Raw genomic sequence first — 15719 nt, 5'->3', positions numbered from 1 at the left:
TGGGATGGTTCTCAGCCGATCTGCGACGGCGCGTAGCGCGACAGCACCACCCGCTCCGCCCAGCTGACGAGGCTGTAGAAGACGAGCGAGACCGCGGTGAGGATGGCGGCTGCCGCCCAGAGCCCGGTGTAGTCGGAGTGCGCGCGCGAACTCACGATCACGTGCCCGAGCCCGTCGCCGGTGGCGAGCCACTCGGCCAGTGTCGCGGCGAGCACGGCGGTGGGGGCGGCGATGCGGGCCGACGCGAAGATCGCCGGCAGCGTGTAGGGCAGCTGCAGTCGCCACAGCGTCGACCAGGTCGACGAGTCGTAGCTGCGCATGAGGGTGAAGGCGTCGTTCGGCACACGCTTCAGGCCACCCTGCGTGTTGGCGAGCGTGGGGAAGAACGTGACGATCGCGGTGATGGCCACCACTCCGCCGAGACCCCGGCCGAGCGCGAGGATCAGCACGGGGATGAGCACGATGATCGGCACGGAGCGGAGCGCCACCGCGAGCGGCGTGAGCACCCGCTCGACCACGGGGAAGGTCACGAAGGCCACGGCCATGGCGATCCCGATCACGAGGCCGGCGACATAGCCGACGCCGGCATGCACGAGCGTGACGTCGAGGGCGTCGAGCATCACCTGGCGGTTGGCCGCGGCATCCTCGGACGCGAAGAGGTAGTTCAGCACGTCGACGGGGCTCTTGCCGACGAACGGCGACATGTCGAACACGATCAGATAGGCCCACCAGGCGAGCAGGATGACCGCGATGGAGCCGATGGTCCAGGCCACGGCGCTCGCGAGGCGGCCGGCCACCGAGCCGCGCTTCGGTGTCGAGAGCTGTTGCGCGTTCGAGATCGACGCCGACCACGGGGTGAGCCAGCGGCGCAGCAGGCCGAAGAGCCCGTAGGGCACCGCCGCCATGATCGTGGCGAGCAGCGCCACCGACCACACCCGTGCCAGGTCGAGCGACATCAGGCCGTTGATGAGCAGCACGCCGAGCCCGGCCTTGGCGCCGATGAACTCCCCGAAGATGGCGCCGAGCACGGCCGCCGCTGCGCCGATCTGGAGGCCCGTCAGCATGGCGGGCGTGCCGGAGGGCAGTCGCACGAACCGCAGCGAGCTGATGCTGCGCCCGCCCCAGGCCGTCACCATGGTGAGCGGACCGCCGTCGGCCGAGCGGAGGCCGAGCATGGTGCCGACGAGCGTGGTGAAGAACACCGACAGGGCTGCGAGCACCACCTTCGCCGTGTCGGGATCGAAGGTGAGTTGCAGCAGTGGATTCACCGCGACCAACGGCAGGCAGAACAGCGCCAGCGCCAGGCGCAGGAACAGCGACTCGAAGATCGGCACCTGGACGAAGAGGATGGCGACGGCGATGGCGGCCAGGTTGCCCCAGAACCACCCGCGCACGGCGATCCACGCGGTCGTGGTGAACGCGCCCCAGTAGAGCTGCGGATTCTCGATCAGGCTCTGCACGATCGCGGTCGGAGACGCCAGCACGCCCAGGCGCGTCAGCCACAGGTCGGCGGCGACCTCCCACAGCACCAGCAGCACGAGGCTCACGATCACCGTGGTGATCCAGCCGCTGATGGCGGAGCGGCGGGCGACCCGGCCGGCGCGAGCGCGTTCCGTGGCGATCGCGGAGGCCCGGAGAGCCTCGCGACCCGTGCCCGAGGCGGTGGTGGCCGACATCCTCAGACTCCCCGCGGGGCGATGGAGGCGAGTTCGCCGTCGCTCAGCAGGTCGTCGGCGTCGTCGTCGCCGTGGTCGGTGCCGGCGTGCAGCATCGAGCTCAGCTGGTCGCAGACGGCGTGGAACTCGGGGGTGGAGAGCAGCTCGCGCCGCCGGGGGCGGGGGAAGTCGAGAGTGAGGTCGCCGACGATGCGGCCGGGGCGCGGCGACATCACGATCACCCGGTCGGCGAGGAAGGCGGCCTCCGAGATGGAATGGGTCACGAGCAGAGCGGTGGCGGATGTCGCACTCCAGAGTTTCTGGAGCTCCTCGTTCATCCGCTGCCGGGTGATCTCGTCGAGCGCGCCGAAGGGTTCGTCGAGCAGCAGGATCTCGGGTTCGGCCACGATCGCCCGCGCGATCGCGACCCGCTGCCGCATGCCGCCCGAGAGCTGGGCCGGCCGCGCATCCGCGAAGCCGTCGAGACCCACCAGGGTGATGAGGTCGTCGATGCGCTTCTTCGGGATCGGGGTGCGCATGACCTGCCCGGGAAGACGGATGTTGTCGCGCACGCTGCGCCAGGGCAACAGCGACGGGTCTTGCAGAGCGAGCCCCAGGCGGTGGGCCTTACGGATGGCGGCAGGGCTCTCGCCGTGGATCGTGACCTCCCCGGCCGAATACGACTCCAGGTCGGCGAGGATGCGCAGGATGGTCGACTTGCCGCAGCCGGAAGGACCGAGCAGAGCCGTGAAGGAGCCTTCGGGCACGGCGAGGGAGATGTCGTCGAGGGCGAGCACGTCGCTCTTCTTCGAGGAGTAGACCTTCGTCAGGTTGGTGAGGGTGAAGCCTGAGCCGTTCACGGAGCCTCCGGTGGTTCGTTGGTGCGGGTGCATCCTCCTGGCGACCCGTCGATTTCAGCCCCAAAAACTGCTTGGGAAGGGCCAAAATCGACGGGTCGCGAAGAGGGGGGAGGGGTTACTCGATGGTGTTCTTGCCCGCGTAGACGTCTTCGAGCAGCGAGGTGTCGAAGAGCGACTCGTCGGCGCCGGTGATGCCGAGCGAGGCGAGCGTAGCGATGTTCTTCTGGATGCCGTCATCCGAGATCCAGAGCAGGCCGTGCTCCTTGGTCTCGTCGGTCACCAGCAGGTCCATCTGCAGTTCGGCCTGCTTGGTCTGCTCCTCGATGGTGAGTCCGCCGTCTTTCGCGTAGTCGTTGACGGTGAGGTCGACGGCTTCGGTGGGGTCGGCGACGTAGTTCTGCCAGCCCTCGATCTCGCCCTTCAGGAAGCCCTCGATCGCGGCCTTCTTGTCGGGATCTTCGAGGGTCTCCTTCTTCACGGCGTAGACCTGGGCGTAGACGTCGAGGCCGTAGTCGGCGGTGAGGAACACGGTCCCCTCCTTGCCCGTGGCCTCCTCGTAGGCGATGGGCTGTTCTGAGTAGAACACCCACAGGCCGTCGACCTCGCCCGAGACGAGCGGCGCGACATCGAAGCCCACCGGAACCGAGGTGACCTTCGAGGCGTCGACGTCGTTGGCGGCGATGATGGCGTCCTGAGCCGCTTCGTCGCCCGAGGGAACGCCGATCTTCATGCCCTCCATGGCCTTGGGGTCGGCGATGGGCTTGTCGGGGCTGGAGAGGATGGCCAGGGGGTTCTTCTGGAACCCGGCGGCGATGATCACGAGGTCGGCGCCCTGCTCGTTGGCGCGGGCGACCGTGTCGGCGTTGCCCATACCGATGTCGGCCTGACCGGAGACCACGGCGGCCATCGAGTCGACATCGGGGCCGCCGGGGAGGATGTCGACGTCGACGCCGTTCTTCTCGTAGTAGCCCTCCTTGTCGGCGACGTAGCTGCCGCCGAACTGCACCAGGGGGATCCACGAGGTCTGGAGCGTGAGCGGGGTGAGCGCGTCGCTCCCGCCGTCGGCGGTGTCGCCGCTCGACGACGCGGCGCAGCCGGCCAGCAGGGCGACCGAGGCGGCGAAGGCGGTGGCGGTGGCGGCAGCGCGGATGCTGCGGCGGCGGGTGAGGCGGAAGGTCATCAGTTCTCCTTGAGGCGATCGGGATGGAGCCGGAAGAGGATGCTCGAAGCAAACCGTTTTGCGTCTTGGTGTGGGCACGACAATACGGGCACACTGTTTCCAGCCGATTTCGCCCTGTTACCTCTGTGTAAAGCCCCACGGATCGTTGGATTCATTGATTGCAAGTCGTTTTGCATTGTCGGCTACTCTGAACCGGTGGACGACGCCTCCCCGAAACCCTGGACGATGCAGCAGATCGCCGCTGCCGCCGGCGTGAGCATGACCACCGTGTCGCACACCCTCTCGGGAAAGCGGCCGGTCAGCAGCGCGACGGCCCTGCGCATCCGGGGTCTGATCGACCAGTTCGGCTATGTTCCGGATGCCGGCGCGCGGCGGCTCAAATCGGGCCGGAGCGGCATGATCGGCCTGGCGGTGCCCGACATCTCGCACTGGTACTTCGGGCGCATCGCGCGCGGGGTGGAGGAGATGGCGAACGAGCACGACTTCGGCCTCATCATCTGCAGCACGTCGAACAGCGATCCTCGACGCGAGAAGCGCTACTTCAATCTGCTGCGCACCCGGTCGATCGAGGGGCTGATCTACACCGCCAGCCGCGAGATCTCGCCCACCGACGAGCTTATGAGCATCTCGGCGTCTTCATCGCCGATCGTGCTGGCCGACGAAGGGGTGGCGGGGCTCAGCCGGGTTCCGTCGGTGACCTCGCTGAACTCCGCGGGCGCCCGCGAGCTGGGTCGCCACCTGCGCGACCTCGGCCACACCCGGGCTGTCATCGTGGCCGGCTTCGCCGGTCTGCATTCGACCATCGAACGCGTCGCCGGAATCCGCGAGTCGTTCCCCGACGCGGTCGTGGTGCACGGAGACTTCGAAGTGCAGTCGGGCTACGACCGGATCGACGAGCTCCTGGCGCAGGGGGTGGAGTTCACGGCGGTCTTCGGCTGCAACGACTACATGGCGGTCGGAGCCATGCGCCGACTGCACGAGGCGGGTCTCCGGGTGCCGCAGGACGTGTCGGTGGTCGGTTTCGACGACGTCGACATCGCCGGGGTGATCACTCCGGGGCTCACCACGGTGCGGCAGGACATGCTCGAGATCGGCCGGCGTTCGGCGCAGCTGCTGATCGAGGGACTCGATGCGGGCAGCATGCGAGGGGTGGAATCGGTCGCCCTGCCGGTCGAGATGATCGTGCGCGGCTCGACCGGCCCGGTGGCGAGGGGCTGACCCCCCCCGGAAGGCGGCTCACGGAGCCGACACGCTGAGCGTCACCGTGATGACCGCGCGCATCGACTCGGCGATTGCTGCCGTGAACTGGAACGACGAGAGGTGGGCCGCCGGAAAAGAAGAAACCCCCGCCATGTAGAAGCTAGGCGAGGGTTCCCGTGGCTCCGACGGGCGTCGATCCCGTGACCTCACGATTTTCAGTCGTGCGCTCTACCAACTGAGCTACAGAGCCGAGCGGGCGCCGATGCAGATGAGTGCACTGCGCCGCTCTAGCGAAAAGCCCTTCCGATGTGGAAGGGCTTCGCGCCTGGCGACCCTGACGGGACTTGAACCCGCGACCTCCGCCGTGACAGGGCGGCACGCTAACCAACTGCGCTACAGGGCCTTACTTGGTGTTCCTATTGTATGTGTTGCCGACCCCTGGTTCGTGACCACGTGCCTTCTTGCCAGAGCTTGTGACCCCAACGGGATTCGAACCCGTGCTACCGCCGTGAAAGGGCGGCGTCCTAGGCCGCTAAACGATGGGGCCGCGGCGACAACTCATCGAGTATGCCACATCCCCCGCGCAGTCGCCAATCGGTGACGAGTTGGGCACAACCACGGGAATGTCCGTGCATTCTGCACGCCCGCGCGTTAGATTCGCCGGAAGCACTGTGACAGATGTGACGGATGCGAAGTCGTCCAGGGGAAGAGCAGTACCAGGAGTATGAGCACCACCGAGAAGGCCGGGGGCCGCGGGAAATCGCGGAACGCCCCCCGACGCATCCGCACCGCGGTGTCGACGATGATCGCCACGGTGCTCCTCGTGGTGTCCGCCGGCGTACTCTCGGACCCGGCCTACGCCGACGACTACCCCAGCTGGGACGACGTGAAGAACGCCCAGGCGAACGAGGCGGCGAAGAACGACGAAGTGGCGCGCATCCAAGGCCTCATCGAGTCGATGAACGCCCAGGTCGCCGCGGCGCAGGCTCTCGCCACCCAGCGCGGCACCGAATACCAGGCGGCGCAGGAGAAATACGACACGGCCGATTTCGTGGCCGCCCAACTCGAGGCCCAGGCCTCCGATGCGTCGGCCCGAGCGGATGCCTCGAACAAGCAGGCCGGTCAGCTCGCCGCCCAGCTCGCCCGCACCGGTGGCAACGACCTCACCTTCAACCTCCTCGTCGGGGGCGACACGGTCTCGAACGACCTGCTCTACCAATTGAGCGCGATGTCGAAGCTCACCGAGAAGACGTCGCAGATCTATGCGCAGGCCGAACAGGACCGCAACACCGCCACCGCGCTCACGGCGCAGGCCACGGTCGCGCGCGACGAATTGCGGGGGCTGGCCGACGAGGCCCAGCGCCTGCGCGACGAGGCGGTCGCCGCCCAGCAGGCTGCAGAGTCGGCGCTGCAGGAGCAGGAAGACCACCAGGTCGAATTACAGGCCCAGCTGCAGGTGCTGCAGGAGAACCGGGCCGCCACCGAGGCCGACTACCAGAAGGGCGTGCAGGCTCGTGCCGAGGCCGCTCGAGCCGCCGCGGCCGCCGGACTGCCGACTCTGCCCTTCATCGCCGCGAGCGGATGGGCGAGTCCGTTCCCGGGGTCGTTCTCGTCGGACGAATACGGGATGCGTGTCAATCCCGTCGACGGGGGCTACCGCCTGCACTCGGGCATCGACCTGGTGTATGCCGGGGGAACCTGCGGCGCCTACGTCTACGCGGCCGCCGAGGGCCTCGTGAACTTCGCCGGCTGGAACGGCGGCTACGGCAACTTCATCCAGATCGACCATGGCGGCGGCATCGCCACCGCTTACGGCCACAACACCCAGCTCCTCGTGGGCGTCGGCGACTACGTGCAGGTGGGCCAGCCCATCTCGCTGGCCGGCACCACGGGCAATTCCACCGGATGCCACCTGCACTTCGAGGTGCGGCAGAACGGCACCGCGATCAACCCGCGCCCGTTCATGGCCGCGCAGGGCATCGAGTTCGGATAGGCGAGAACGAATGAGCATCGACACCCGACCCGCACGATCTCCGCGCCGGGCCGTGCCGAGGCTTCTGGCCGGCATGGCGCTGGCCGCGGGGCTGCTCGCGGTCGACCTGCTCCGCGGCGCCGAGTCGGCGTCGGCGGTCGACTACCCGTCGTGGGAAGACGTGTTGGCCGCGCGCGGCAGCGAATCGGCGAAGAGCTCCGAGGTCGCGAACATCAGAGCGCTCATCGACACCGCCCAGCAGGAGGTCGAGGCGGCCCAGCTGTTCGCCCGGCAGAAGGCCGACGAGTACTCCCTCGCGCAAGAGGAGTACGACACGGCGGTGTTCCGGGCCGATCAGCTGGCGTCGCAGGCAGCGGAAGCCACGACACGAGCGGATGCCTCCAATGCGCAGGCAGGGCAGCTCATCACCCAGTTCACCCGGGCGGGCGGCGGCGACCTCACGCTCAGCCTCATCCTCTCCGGCGAGGAATCCGACGACCTGCTCTACCAGCTGGGCGCCATGAGCAAGCTCTCGGAGAAGACCGGACAGCTCTACGAGCAGGCGGCGCAGGATCGCAACACGGCCACGTCGCTGACCAAGCAGGCCGAGATCGCGGAGGGCGAGCTCGAGGCCTTGAAGATCGCGGCGCAGCAGGCCTTCGAGGCCTCGGTCGAGGCGCAAGCGGCCGCCGAGGCGCTCCTGGCACAGCATGAGGCGCAGAAGATCGTGCTCGACGCGCAGCTCGCGGCCCTCCAGGCGGCGACCGCCAAGACGGTCGCCGAATACGAGAAGGGCGTCGAGGAGCGGCGCAAGGCCGAAGAAGCGGCGCGAGCGGCGGCCGCGGCAGCGGCAGCCGCCGCCGCGGCCGCGGGCGGTGGGCCCCCGCCCTCCTCAGGAGGCTGGGGCGCCCCGCTCTCCTCCTGGCGTATCACCGACGAATACGGAATGCGGGTGAACCCCGTCGACGGCGGCTACCGTCTGCACGCCGGCATCGACCTGGTGCAAGGGGGCGGTGGCACCTGCGGGGCGCCGGTCTACGCCTCGGCCGCCGGCACCGTCATCCAGGCGGGCTACAACGGCGGTCTCGGCTACTCGGTCACCATCAGCCACGGCGGCGGCGTCACCACCGTCTACGGCCACAACAGCTCGCTCGGCGTCGGCCGCGGTCAGGATGTCGGTGGCGGCGAGTTCATCGCCCGCGCCGGCACCACGGGCAACTCCACCGGCTGCCACGTGCACTTCGAGACCCGCGTCGACGGGGTCTCCCAGAACCCCCGCAACTTCGTGAACTTTTAACGCGAGTACCGCCCGTCGAGGGCACCCAAATCGGGGTACCGCCCCGCCACCCTTCGGGCTCGCCCGGCCTTCGGCTGGGCGGGCCCTTATTGCTCGCGCCGCCGCTTCTGCGGCGCGAGGCGACATGTTCGGCTGAGGTCGCTATCGCGGCCTCGGCCTCACCCTGGGTCGTCGAAAAAGGCCCGAAGCCTTCTAATCGCGTCCCAATAGTCTCGGGACGTGCAATGAAAGCTGCGGGCCTTTTTCGATGACCCAGGGTGAGCGCGCGGCCGCCTTGCGACCGCACGCGAGCATGTCGCTCGGCGCCGGGCAGGGACCGGCGACGCCCGAGGACGCCGCGCGAAGCACGGCGCCCGAGGCAGCTAGTGAGAGCCCTCTTCGGCCAGCTTCTTGAAGCCGGCCTCGACGATGGCCTCGGCCTCGGCGGCGTCGCCCCAGCCGTCGATCTTGACCCACTTGCCGGGCTCGAGGTCTTTGTAACGGGCGAAGAAGTGCTCGATCTCCTTGCGGGTCTGCTCCGGAACATCCGAGATGTCCTGGATGTGCGCCCAGCGCGGGTCTTTGTGGGGAACCACGACGACCTTGGCATCGGAGCCGGCCTCGTCGCTCATGTTGAGCACGCCGACGGGGCGCACCTTCACACCCACACCCGGGAACACGGGGTACTCGAGCAGCACGAGCGCGTCGACGGGGTCGCCGTCGAGGCCGAGGGTGTTCTCGAAGAACCCGTAGTCGGTGGGGTAGACGAAGCTCGTGAAGAGCACGCGGTCGAGGTAGACGCGACCGGTCTCGTGGTCGACTTCGTACTTATTGCGGCTTCCCTTGGGAATCTCGACGACGACGTCGTACTCGGCCATGGTGGTGCTCCCTCGTGTCTGGCGGTGTCGGTTGGCAAGGCGGCGCGAGAACGCCGCCGCGAAACTGCAATAACGTTACTGGATGCACATGGAGGAGCGCCGACCGCGCCTCACGCCCGCGATCGCCGACGTCCGCCGCGCCGTGCGCGCCGCGCTCGAGGCCGCCGGGTCGCCCGACGTGCTGGTGGCGTTGAGCGGCGGCCCCGACTCGCTGGCCCTCGCGGCCGCCACCGCCTTCGAAGCGCCGCGTGCGGGCGTGCGCGCCGGTGCGGTGATCGTCGACCACGGACTGCAGGAGGGGTCGGATGCGGTGGCCGAGCGGGCGGCCGGTCAGGCGCACGCTCTCGGCCTCGATCCCGTGCTCGTCACCCGGGTCGAGGTCGCCACGGGTGCCGCCTCGGTCACGGGCGGCGCGGAGGCCGCGGCGCGCAGCGCCCGCTATGCCGCCATCGACGCCGCTCTCGAGGCCACCGGAACCCGCGCGGTACTCCTCGGCCACACGCTCGACGACCAGGCCGAGACCGTGCTCCTCGGCTTGGCCCGCGGCGCCGGTGCCGCGAGCCTGGCCGGGATGGCCCCGATGAGCGGCCCGGCCGACGCCGATCCGCACCACCCGCACGAGGTGACGAATGGAGTGGCAAAGGGCACCCGCATCCGTCCGCTCCTCGGCATCCGGCGCGCGCAGACGGAGCAGTTCTGCGCCGACTCCGGTCTCGACCCCTGGCACGACCCGCACAACGCCAGCCGCGAGTTCACCCGCGTGCGTGTGCGCAGCACCGTGCTCCCGCTGCTCGAACGCGAACTCGGCCCCGGCATCGCCGAGGCGCTCGCCCGCACCGCCGAGCAGCTTCGCGAAGACGACGAGACGCTGCACGACATGGCCATCGAGACGATCGAAGACCTGGTCGAGCACGCCGAAGCAGGCATCGCGATCTCGGCCGGCGCGCTGGCCGCGAATCCGGCGGCGCTGCGCAATCGCATCATCCGCTACGTCGTCGACAGCGAGTTCGGCGTCTCGCTCTCGCGCACGCAGACCCTCGCGGTGGCCGCTCTGGTGACCGACTGGCACGGGCAGAAAGGCGTCGACCTGCCAGGGATTAGAGTGGTGCGGCAGGGCGGCCGCGTCGAGTTCTCGCGGGCCTGAACGGAAAGGGTCGCATGGACATCCAGGACATCGAGTCCGACATCACCGAGGTGCTTCTCAGCGAGGAGCAGATCGCGGAGACCATCTCCGATCTCGCCCGGCGGATCGAGGCCGACTACGGCGACGACGACGATCTGCTGATCGTGGGCGTGCTGCGCGGCGCGGTGATGGTGATGGCCGACCTCGCGCGGGCCCTGCGCATCCATCTCACGATGGACTGGATGGCGGTGTCGTCGTACGGCTCGGGCACGCAGTCCAGCGGCGTGGTGCGCATCCTGAAAGACCTCGACACCGACATCACGGGGCGCAAGGTGCTCATCGTCGAAGACATCATCGATTCCGGGCTGACCCTGTCGTGGCTGCTCGCGAACCTCCGCACGCGCGGGGCGGAATCGGTCGAGATCTGCGCGCTGCTGCGCAAGCCCGAAGCCGTGAAGGTGGAGCTCGACGTGAAGTACGTGGGGGTCGACATCCCGAACGCCTTCGTGGTGGGCTACGGCCTCGACTACGCCGAGAAGTACCGCAATCTGAAGTCGATCGGGGTGCTCGCTCCGCACGTCTACTCCTGAGGGCGAACACTCGTTACGCCCACGGGGAACATGGAGGCGGCGCTCAGTCCGCGGCGGGTACCCTTGCACCACGACTAAAGCACCCGTGCCGACCCCTTCGGCACCGAAGCGATGAAGAGACATGAACGCGAAACGCATCTTCCGATCTCCCATTCCGTACATCCTCCTGGGTGCCATCGCGCTGTGGATCGGCTTCAGCCTGCTCACCGGCGGCGGTTACCAGCAGGTGACCACGCAGGAGGGTCTCGGGTTCCTCTCGAGCGGCAAGGTCTCCGAAGCCACCATCATCGACGGTGAGCAGCGGGTCGACATGACGCTCACCAACCCCGACGACAAATACGGCTCGAAGGTGCAGTTCTACTACGTCGCCCCGCGCGGCACCGAGGTCGTGACAGCGGTGACGGATGCGAATCCCTCCGACGGCTTCAACGACCAGGTTCCGCAGACCAACTGGTTCCTCTCGGCTCTGGGCCTGTTGCTCCCGATCATCCTGATCGGCGCGTTCTTCTGGTTCATGCTCTCGGGCATGCAGGGTGGCGGAAACCGCGTCATGCAGTTCGGCAAGTCGAAGGCCAAGCTCGTCACCAAGGAGTCGCCGAAGGTCACCTTCGACGACGTCGCGGGTGCCGAGGAGGCGCTCGAAGAGCTCGAGGAGATCAAGGACTTCTTGAAGGAGCCGGCCAAGTTCCTCGCCGTGGGTGCCCGCATCCCGAAGGGCGTGCTGCTCTACGGCCCTCCCGGAACTGGTAAGACGCTGCTGGCCCGCGCGGTCGCGGGTGAGGCGGGCGTGCCGTTCTACTCGATCTCGGGCTCCGACTTCGTGGAGATGTTCGTGGGTGTCGGCGCGAGCCGCGTGCGCGATCTGTTCCAGCAGGCCAAGGAGAACTCCCCGGCCATCATCTTCATCGACGAGATCGACGCCGTCGGCCGCCACCGCGGCGCCGGCATGGGCGGCGGTCACGACGAGCGCGAGCAGACGCTCAACCAGCTGCTGGTCGAGATGGACGGCTTCGACGTCAAGACGAACGTCATCCTCATCGCCGCGACGAACCGTCCCGACATCCTCGACCCCGCGCTCCTGCGTCCGGGCCGTTTCGACCGCCAGATCGGCGTGGATGCGCCCGACCTGAACGGGCGCAAGAAGATCCTCGAGGTGCACGGCAAGGGCAAGCCGCTCGCCGCCGGGGTCGACCTCGAGGTGGTGGCCCGCAAGACGCCCGGTTTCACCGGCGCCGACCTGGCGAACGTGCTCAACGAGGCCGCGCTGCTCACGGCGCGCAGCAACGCCCAGCTGATCGACAACCGCGCCCTCGACGAGGCGATCGACCGCGTCATCGCGGGCCCGCAGCGCCGCACTCGCATCATGCGCGACCAGGAGAAGCTGGTCACCGCTTACCACGAGGGCGGCCACGCCCTGGTGGCCACGGCGATGAACTACACCGACCCGGTCACCAAGGTCACCATCCTGCCCCGCGGCCGCGCTCTCGGCTACACGATGGTGCTGCCGCTCGAAGACCGCTACTCGGTGAGCCGCAACGAACTGCTCGACCAGCTGGCCTACGCCATGGGCGGGCGCGTCGCCGAGGAGGTCGTGTTCCACGATCCCACCACCGGTGCCTCGAACGACATCGAGAAGGCCACCGGCACGGCCAAGAAGATGGTGACCGAGTACGGCATGACCGCCACGCTCGGGGCCGTCAAGCTCGGCAGCGCCTCGGGCGAGATGTTCCTCGGCCGCAACATGGGTCATGAACGCGACTACTCCGAGAGCCTCGCCCAGCAGGTCGACGCCGAGGTGCGCGGCCTCATCGAGGCGGCTCACGACGAGGCATGGCAGGTGCTGAACGACAACCGCGAGATCCTCGACAAGCTGGCCGCCGAACTCCTCGAGAAGGAGACCCTCGACCACGACGAGCTGGCCGAGATCTTCCAGGGCGTCAAGAAGCTGCCGCTCCGGCCGCAGTGGCTCTCGAGCGAGCACCGCCCGGTGTCGACGCTGCCGCCCGTGGCGTTCCCCTCGCAGAAGGCCCCGATCGACGGTCAGGCCGTCGACGGCGGAGTCGACTCCGATCCTGAGCCCGAGGCGAAGCCGAAGCGCGCTCCGCGAATCAAGCCCCGCCCCGCCACCGCGTAGGGCGCGACGTGTCCGTCGACCGAGAGAGGATCGAGGCCGCGGTCAGCGAGATCCTCGCCGCGATCGGGGAAGACCCGGAGCGCGAGGGCTTGCTCGAGACCCCGCGCCGGGTCGCCGAGCTGTATGCCGAGCTGTTCGGCGGTGTCGGCGACGATCCGGCTCGCGCCCTCCGTTCGGTGTTCGCGGCCCCGGCCGTCAAACAGGTGGCGCCCGGGGGTCCGGGCGCGGCGACGGAGTCCGGCGATCAGCCCGTGCTGATCCGTGACATCACATTCCGCTCGATCTGCGAACACCACTTCCTGCCGTTCGAGGGCGTCGTGCACGTGGCCTACGTTCCGAGCGACCGGATCGCGGGCCTCGGCTCGATCGTGTCGGTGGTCGAATCCGCCTCCTCCCGCCCGCAGCTGCAGGAGCGGCTCACCGACGACATCGCCGACGCCATCGAGCGCGGCCTCGGCGCCCGAGGCGTGCTGGTGGTCGTGGATGCGAAACACGGCTGCGTGAGCGCCCGTGGCCCACGGCAGACCCGCAGCACCACGCTCACCCTGGCCGCGCGCGGCACGCTGGTCGAGCCGGCTGCCCGCGCCGAGATCACGGCCCTCATCGCCGCGCCCCGGAGCGACGAGCACGGCGGGGGCGACGAGCGGTGACGCGCATCCTCGGCATCCTCAACGTCACCCCCGACTCGTTCAGCGACGGCGGACTCTGGCTCGACCGTGACGCCGCGGTGCGGCACGCGGTGGGCATGGTCTCGAGGGGAGCCGACATCGTCGACGTCGGCGGCGAATCCACGCGTCCCGGCGCCGCCCGGGTGGCGATCTCGGAGGAGCAGCGCCGCGTGCTCCCCGTGGTGCGCGAACTCGTCGCTCGCGGCATCACGGTGAGCATCGACACGATGAACGCGTCGACCGCCGCCGCCGCACTCGAGGCGGGCGCCGAGATCGTGAACGACGTCTCCGGGGGCCGTTCCGACCCCGAGATGGACGACGTGGTGCGCGAATCCGGCGCCCGCTTCGTGGTGATGCACTGGCGCGGCCCCAGCGACTCGATGAACGATCAGGCCCGCTACACGGATGTCGTGGGCGAGGTGGTGGGCGAGATCGAGTACCGGGTGGCCGAACTGATCATCAAGGGGGTCTCGCCCGACAGACTCATCGTCGATCCGGGCCTCGGTTTCGCGAAGAACGGCGAGCACAACTGGACGGTGCTCGCCCACCTCGACCGACTGCAGAAGCTGGGGCTGCCGGTGCTGATCGGCGCCTCGCGCAAGCGATTCATCGGAGAATTGATGCCGGGTGGGGCACAGTTGGGGGAGCGCGACTTCGCCTCCGCCGTCATCGCGGCGCTGGCCGCGCAGAACGGAATCTGGGGGGTGCGCGTGCACGACGTGTCGGGAACCCGCGCGGCCCTCGACGTGACCGACGCCTGGGCCAGAGGGAGGGCACGATGACCGACGGGCACGAGCTCGACTCCCTCACCCTCACGGGGCTCGAGGTCTTCGCCAACCACGGCGTGTTCGACTTCGAACGCAGCGAGGGGCAGCGCTTCGTCATCGACGTCACGCTCTGGCTCGACACGGCCGGAGCGGCCGGCTCCGACGACCTCGCGCAGACCGTGCACTACGGCGAACTCGCCGTGGCCATCACCGAGGCGGCCTCGACCGACCCGGTCGACCTGATCGAGACGCTCGCCGAACGGATCGCCGGCGTCGTGCTGGCGAACGACCCCGTGCAGCGGGTGCGCGTCGTGGTGCACAAACCCGACGCCCCCATCACCGTTCCGTTCGCCGACGTCAGCATCAGCATCACGAGATCGAGATCGGTTCCCATCGCATGAACGCCCGCCCCATCGACAGCGTCGACCGCCGGATCATCCGCCTTCCGGCCGTGCTCGCCCTCGGCAGCAACCTCGGCGACCGCGAGGCCACGATCCTCGGCGCCCTCGACGACCTGCGCGCCACCCCCGGCATCGAGGTCACAGCCGTCTCGCGGCTCTACGAGACGACGGCGGTGAAGCCGGATGGCGTCGATCCCGATGCGCCCGCCTACCTCAACGCCGTCGCCCTCATCCGCACCAGCCTGCACCCCGAGGAGCTGCTCGGCGTGGTGAACCACATCGAGCACGAGTACGGGCGCGTGCGCGCCGAGCGCTGGGGAGACCGCACGCTCGACGTCGACATCGTGACCTTCGCCTCGGTCGTGCGCAATACCGAGCGTCTCACCCTGCCGCACCCCCGAGCCGCGGAGCGCGACTTCGTTCTCGTGCCCTGGCTCGAGATCGATCCCGACGCCGTGCTCCCGAAGCGCGGCCGGGTCGACCAGCTCGTACGGAGCATCCCGCAGACCACGCTGCGACCGTATGCGGGGGAGGCGCGGTGAGGCACACGCATCCGGTGACCGTCATCATCTTCGGGGTGGTCGGGATCGCCGCCGGGTTCGTGCTCGAGGTCACGCTGGCGGCCACGGGGCAGCCCGTGCTCATCCCGCCCTACACGCTCGCGATCACGCTGGTGGCCGCCGCCGTGATCGTGGTGGCACTCGCGATTCCGATCCGCCGCGCCATCCGGGGCACCTCGAAGACCCGGATCAACCCGTTCCGGGCGATGCGGATCGTGGTGCTCGCGAAGGCCTCCGCTCTCGTCGGCGGCCTGATCGCCGGGTTCGGCATCGGTGTCATCGCCTTTCTCCTCACCCGCCCCGTGGTGGCCGATGTAGGCTCGTTGTGGCCGGGGATCACCGCCGCGCTGGCCGGGGCCGTGCTCCTCACGGCAGGGCTCGTGGCCGAACGCCTGTGCACCCTGCCTCCCGACGAACCAGACGCGAAGTGAGCATCGAGTGTCCAGCCCTGACGA

At 68.9% G+C, this 15719-nt stretch carries 15 protein-coding genes and 3 tRNA genes; 11 read left to right on the top strand and 7 right to left on the bottom strand.

Annotated elements, in window-relative coordinates; all coding sequences use genetic code 11:
- Positions 1–11 precede the first annotated feature (11 nt).
- The 3 genes from BLW00_RS01905 to BLW00_RS01895 form a co-directional block, all read right to left on the bottom strand.
- Positions 12–1676 carry an ABC transporter permease gene (locus BLW00_RS01905; protein ID WP_092548372.1) on the bottom strand — a complete coding sequence of 555 codons (1665 nt, stop codon included), beginning with the start codon at positions 1674–1676 and terminating at the stop codon, positions 12–14.
- A 2-nt stretch (positions 1677–1678) separates the two neighbouring features.
- Positions 1679–2515 carry an ABC transporter ATP-binding protein gene (locus BLW00_RS01900; RefSeq protein ID WP_245741202.1) on the bottom strand — a complete coding sequence of 279 codons (837 nt, stop codon included), beginning with the start codon at positions 2513–2515 and terminating at the stop codon, positions 1679–1681.
- Between the two features lie 115 nt (positions 2516–2630).
- Entirely contained in the window at positions 2631–3695 is a 1065-nt protein-coding gene (locus BLW00_RS01895; protein ID WP_092548365.1) for an ABC transporter substrate-binding protein, read from the bottom strand.
- A 195-nt stretch (positions 3696–3890) separates the two neighbouring features.
- Here BLW00_RS01895 and BLW00_RS01890 point away from each other — a divergent pair, with 195 nt between their 5' ends.
- Positions 3891–4913: a LacI family DNA-binding transcriptional regulator gene (locus tag BLW00_RS01890; RefSeq protein WP_175494090.1), complete on the top strand. Its 1023-nt coding sequence runs from the start codon at positions 3891–3893 to the stop codon at positions 4911–4913.
- Between the two features lie 159 nt (positions 4914–5072).
- On the opposite strand, the gene BLW00_RS01885 is transcribed toward BLW00_RS01890, so the two are convergent.
- From BLW00_RS01885 to BLW00_RS01875, 3 genes are all read right to left on the bottom strand, one after another.
- A tRNA-Phe gene (locus tag BLW00_RS01885) sits at positions 5073–5145 on the bottom strand.
- Positions 5146–5221: 76 nt separating this feature from the next.
- Positions 5222–5298, bottom strand: a tRNA-Asp gene (locus tag BLW00_RS01880).
- A 71-nt stretch (positions 5299–5369) separates the two neighbouring features.
- Positions 5370–5442 (bottom strand) — tRNA-Glu (locus BLW00_RS01875).
- A 177-nt stretch (positions 5443–5619) separates the two neighbouring features.
- On the opposite strand from BLW00_RS01875, the gene BLW00_RS01870 reads away from it, so the two are divergent.
- Positions 5620–6888, top strand: a complete 1269-nt coding sequence (locus tag BLW00_RS01870) for a M23 family metallopeptidase (protein WP_092548359.1) — start codon at positions 5620–5622, stop codon at positions 6886–6888.
- Between the two features lie 10 nt (positions 6889–6898).
- Positions 6899–8164 carry a M23 family metallopeptidase gene (locus BLW00_RS01865; RefSeq protein WP_092548356.1) on the top strand — a complete coding sequence of 422 codons (1266 nt, stop codon included), beginning with the start codon at positions 6899–6901 and terminating at the stop codon, positions 8162–8164.
- Positions 8165–8526: 362 nt separating this feature from the next.
- Here the strand turns inward: BLW00_RS01865 and ppa are convergent, their stop codons facing one another.
- Entirely contained in the window at positions 8527–9021 is a 495-nt protein-coding gene (gene ppa, locus BLW00_RS01860) for an inorganic diphosphatase (RefSeq protein ID WP_092548353.1), read from the bottom strand.
- Positions 9022–9109: 88 nt separating this feature from the next.
- On the opposite strand from ppa, the gene tilS reads away from it, so the two are divergent.
- The 8 genes from tilS to BLW00_RS01820 all read left to right on the top strand — a co-directional run bounded on the left by tilS (position 9110) and on the right by BLW00_RS01820 (position 15695).
- A complete protein-coding gene (gene tilS / locus BLW00_RS01855; RefSeq protein WP_092548350.1) occupies positions 9110–10165 on the top strand; it encodes a tRNA lysidine(34) synthetase TilS in 1056 nt (351 codons plus the stop codon).
- Positions 10166–10179: 14 nt separating this feature from the next.
- Entirely contained in the window at positions 10180–10734 is a 555-nt protein-coding gene (gene hpt / locus BLW00_RS01850; protein WP_092548347.1) for a hypoxanthine phosphoribosyltransferase, read from the top strand.
- Positions 10735–10855: 121 nt separating this feature from the next.
- Positions 10856–12868: an ATP-dependent zinc metalloprotease FtsH gene (gene ftsH, locus BLW00_RS01845; protein ID WP_092548344.1), complete on the top strand. Its 2013-nt coding sequence runs from the start codon at positions 10856–10858 to the stop codon at positions 12866–12868.
- A gap of 8 nt (positions 12869–12876) precedes the next feature.
- Positions 12877–13518, top strand: a complete 642-nt coding sequence (gene folE, locus BLW00_RS01840) for a GTP cyclohydrolase I (protein WP_092548341.1) — start codon at positions 12877–12879, stop codon at positions 13516–13518.
- Positions 13515–14318 carry a dihydropteroate synthase gene (gene folP, locus BLW00_RS01835; protein ID WP_092548338.1) on the top strand — a complete coding sequence of 268 codons (804 nt, stop codon included), beginning with the start codon at positions 13515–13517 and terminating at the stop codon, positions 14316–14318. Before folE ends, folP begins: the two co-directional genes overlap by 4 nt.
- Positions 14315–14704: a dihydroneopterin aldolase gene (gene folB, locus BLW00_RS01830; RefSeq protein ID WP_092548335.1), complete on the top strand. Its 390-nt coding sequence runs from the start codon at positions 14315–14317 to the stop codon at positions 14702–14704. The genes folP and folB overlap by 4 nt, the downstream gene beginning before the upstream one ends.
- Positions 14701–15246 (top strand): 2-amino-4-hydroxy-6-hydroxymethyldihydropteridine diphosphokinase, encoded by a 546-nt coding sequence (gene folK / locus BLW00_RS01825; protein ID WP_092548332.1) that lies wholly within the window; start codon positions 14701–14703, stop codon positions 15244–15246. Before folB ends, folK begins: the two co-directional genes overlap by 4 nt.
- Complete coding sequence (locus BLW00_RS01820; RefSeq protein WP_092548329.1) at positions 15243–15695, top strand: DUF3180 domain-containing protein; 453 nt, start codon at positions 15243–15245, stop codon at positions 15693–15695. The genes folK and BLW00_RS01820 overlap by 4 nt, the downstream gene beginning before the upstream one ends.
- Positions 15696–15719: the final 24 nt, after the last annotated feature.

The sequence above is a fragment of the Herbiconiux ginsengi genome (assembly GCF_900107435.1).
In the GTDB taxonomy this organism is placed as follows: domain Bacteria; phylum Actinomycetota; class Actinomycetes; order Actinomycetales; family Microbacteriaceae; genus Herbiconiux; species Herbiconiux ginsengi.
Note: the sequence above shows the minus strand (reverse complement) of the source record. Positions and strands in the feature narration are given on the sequence as shown.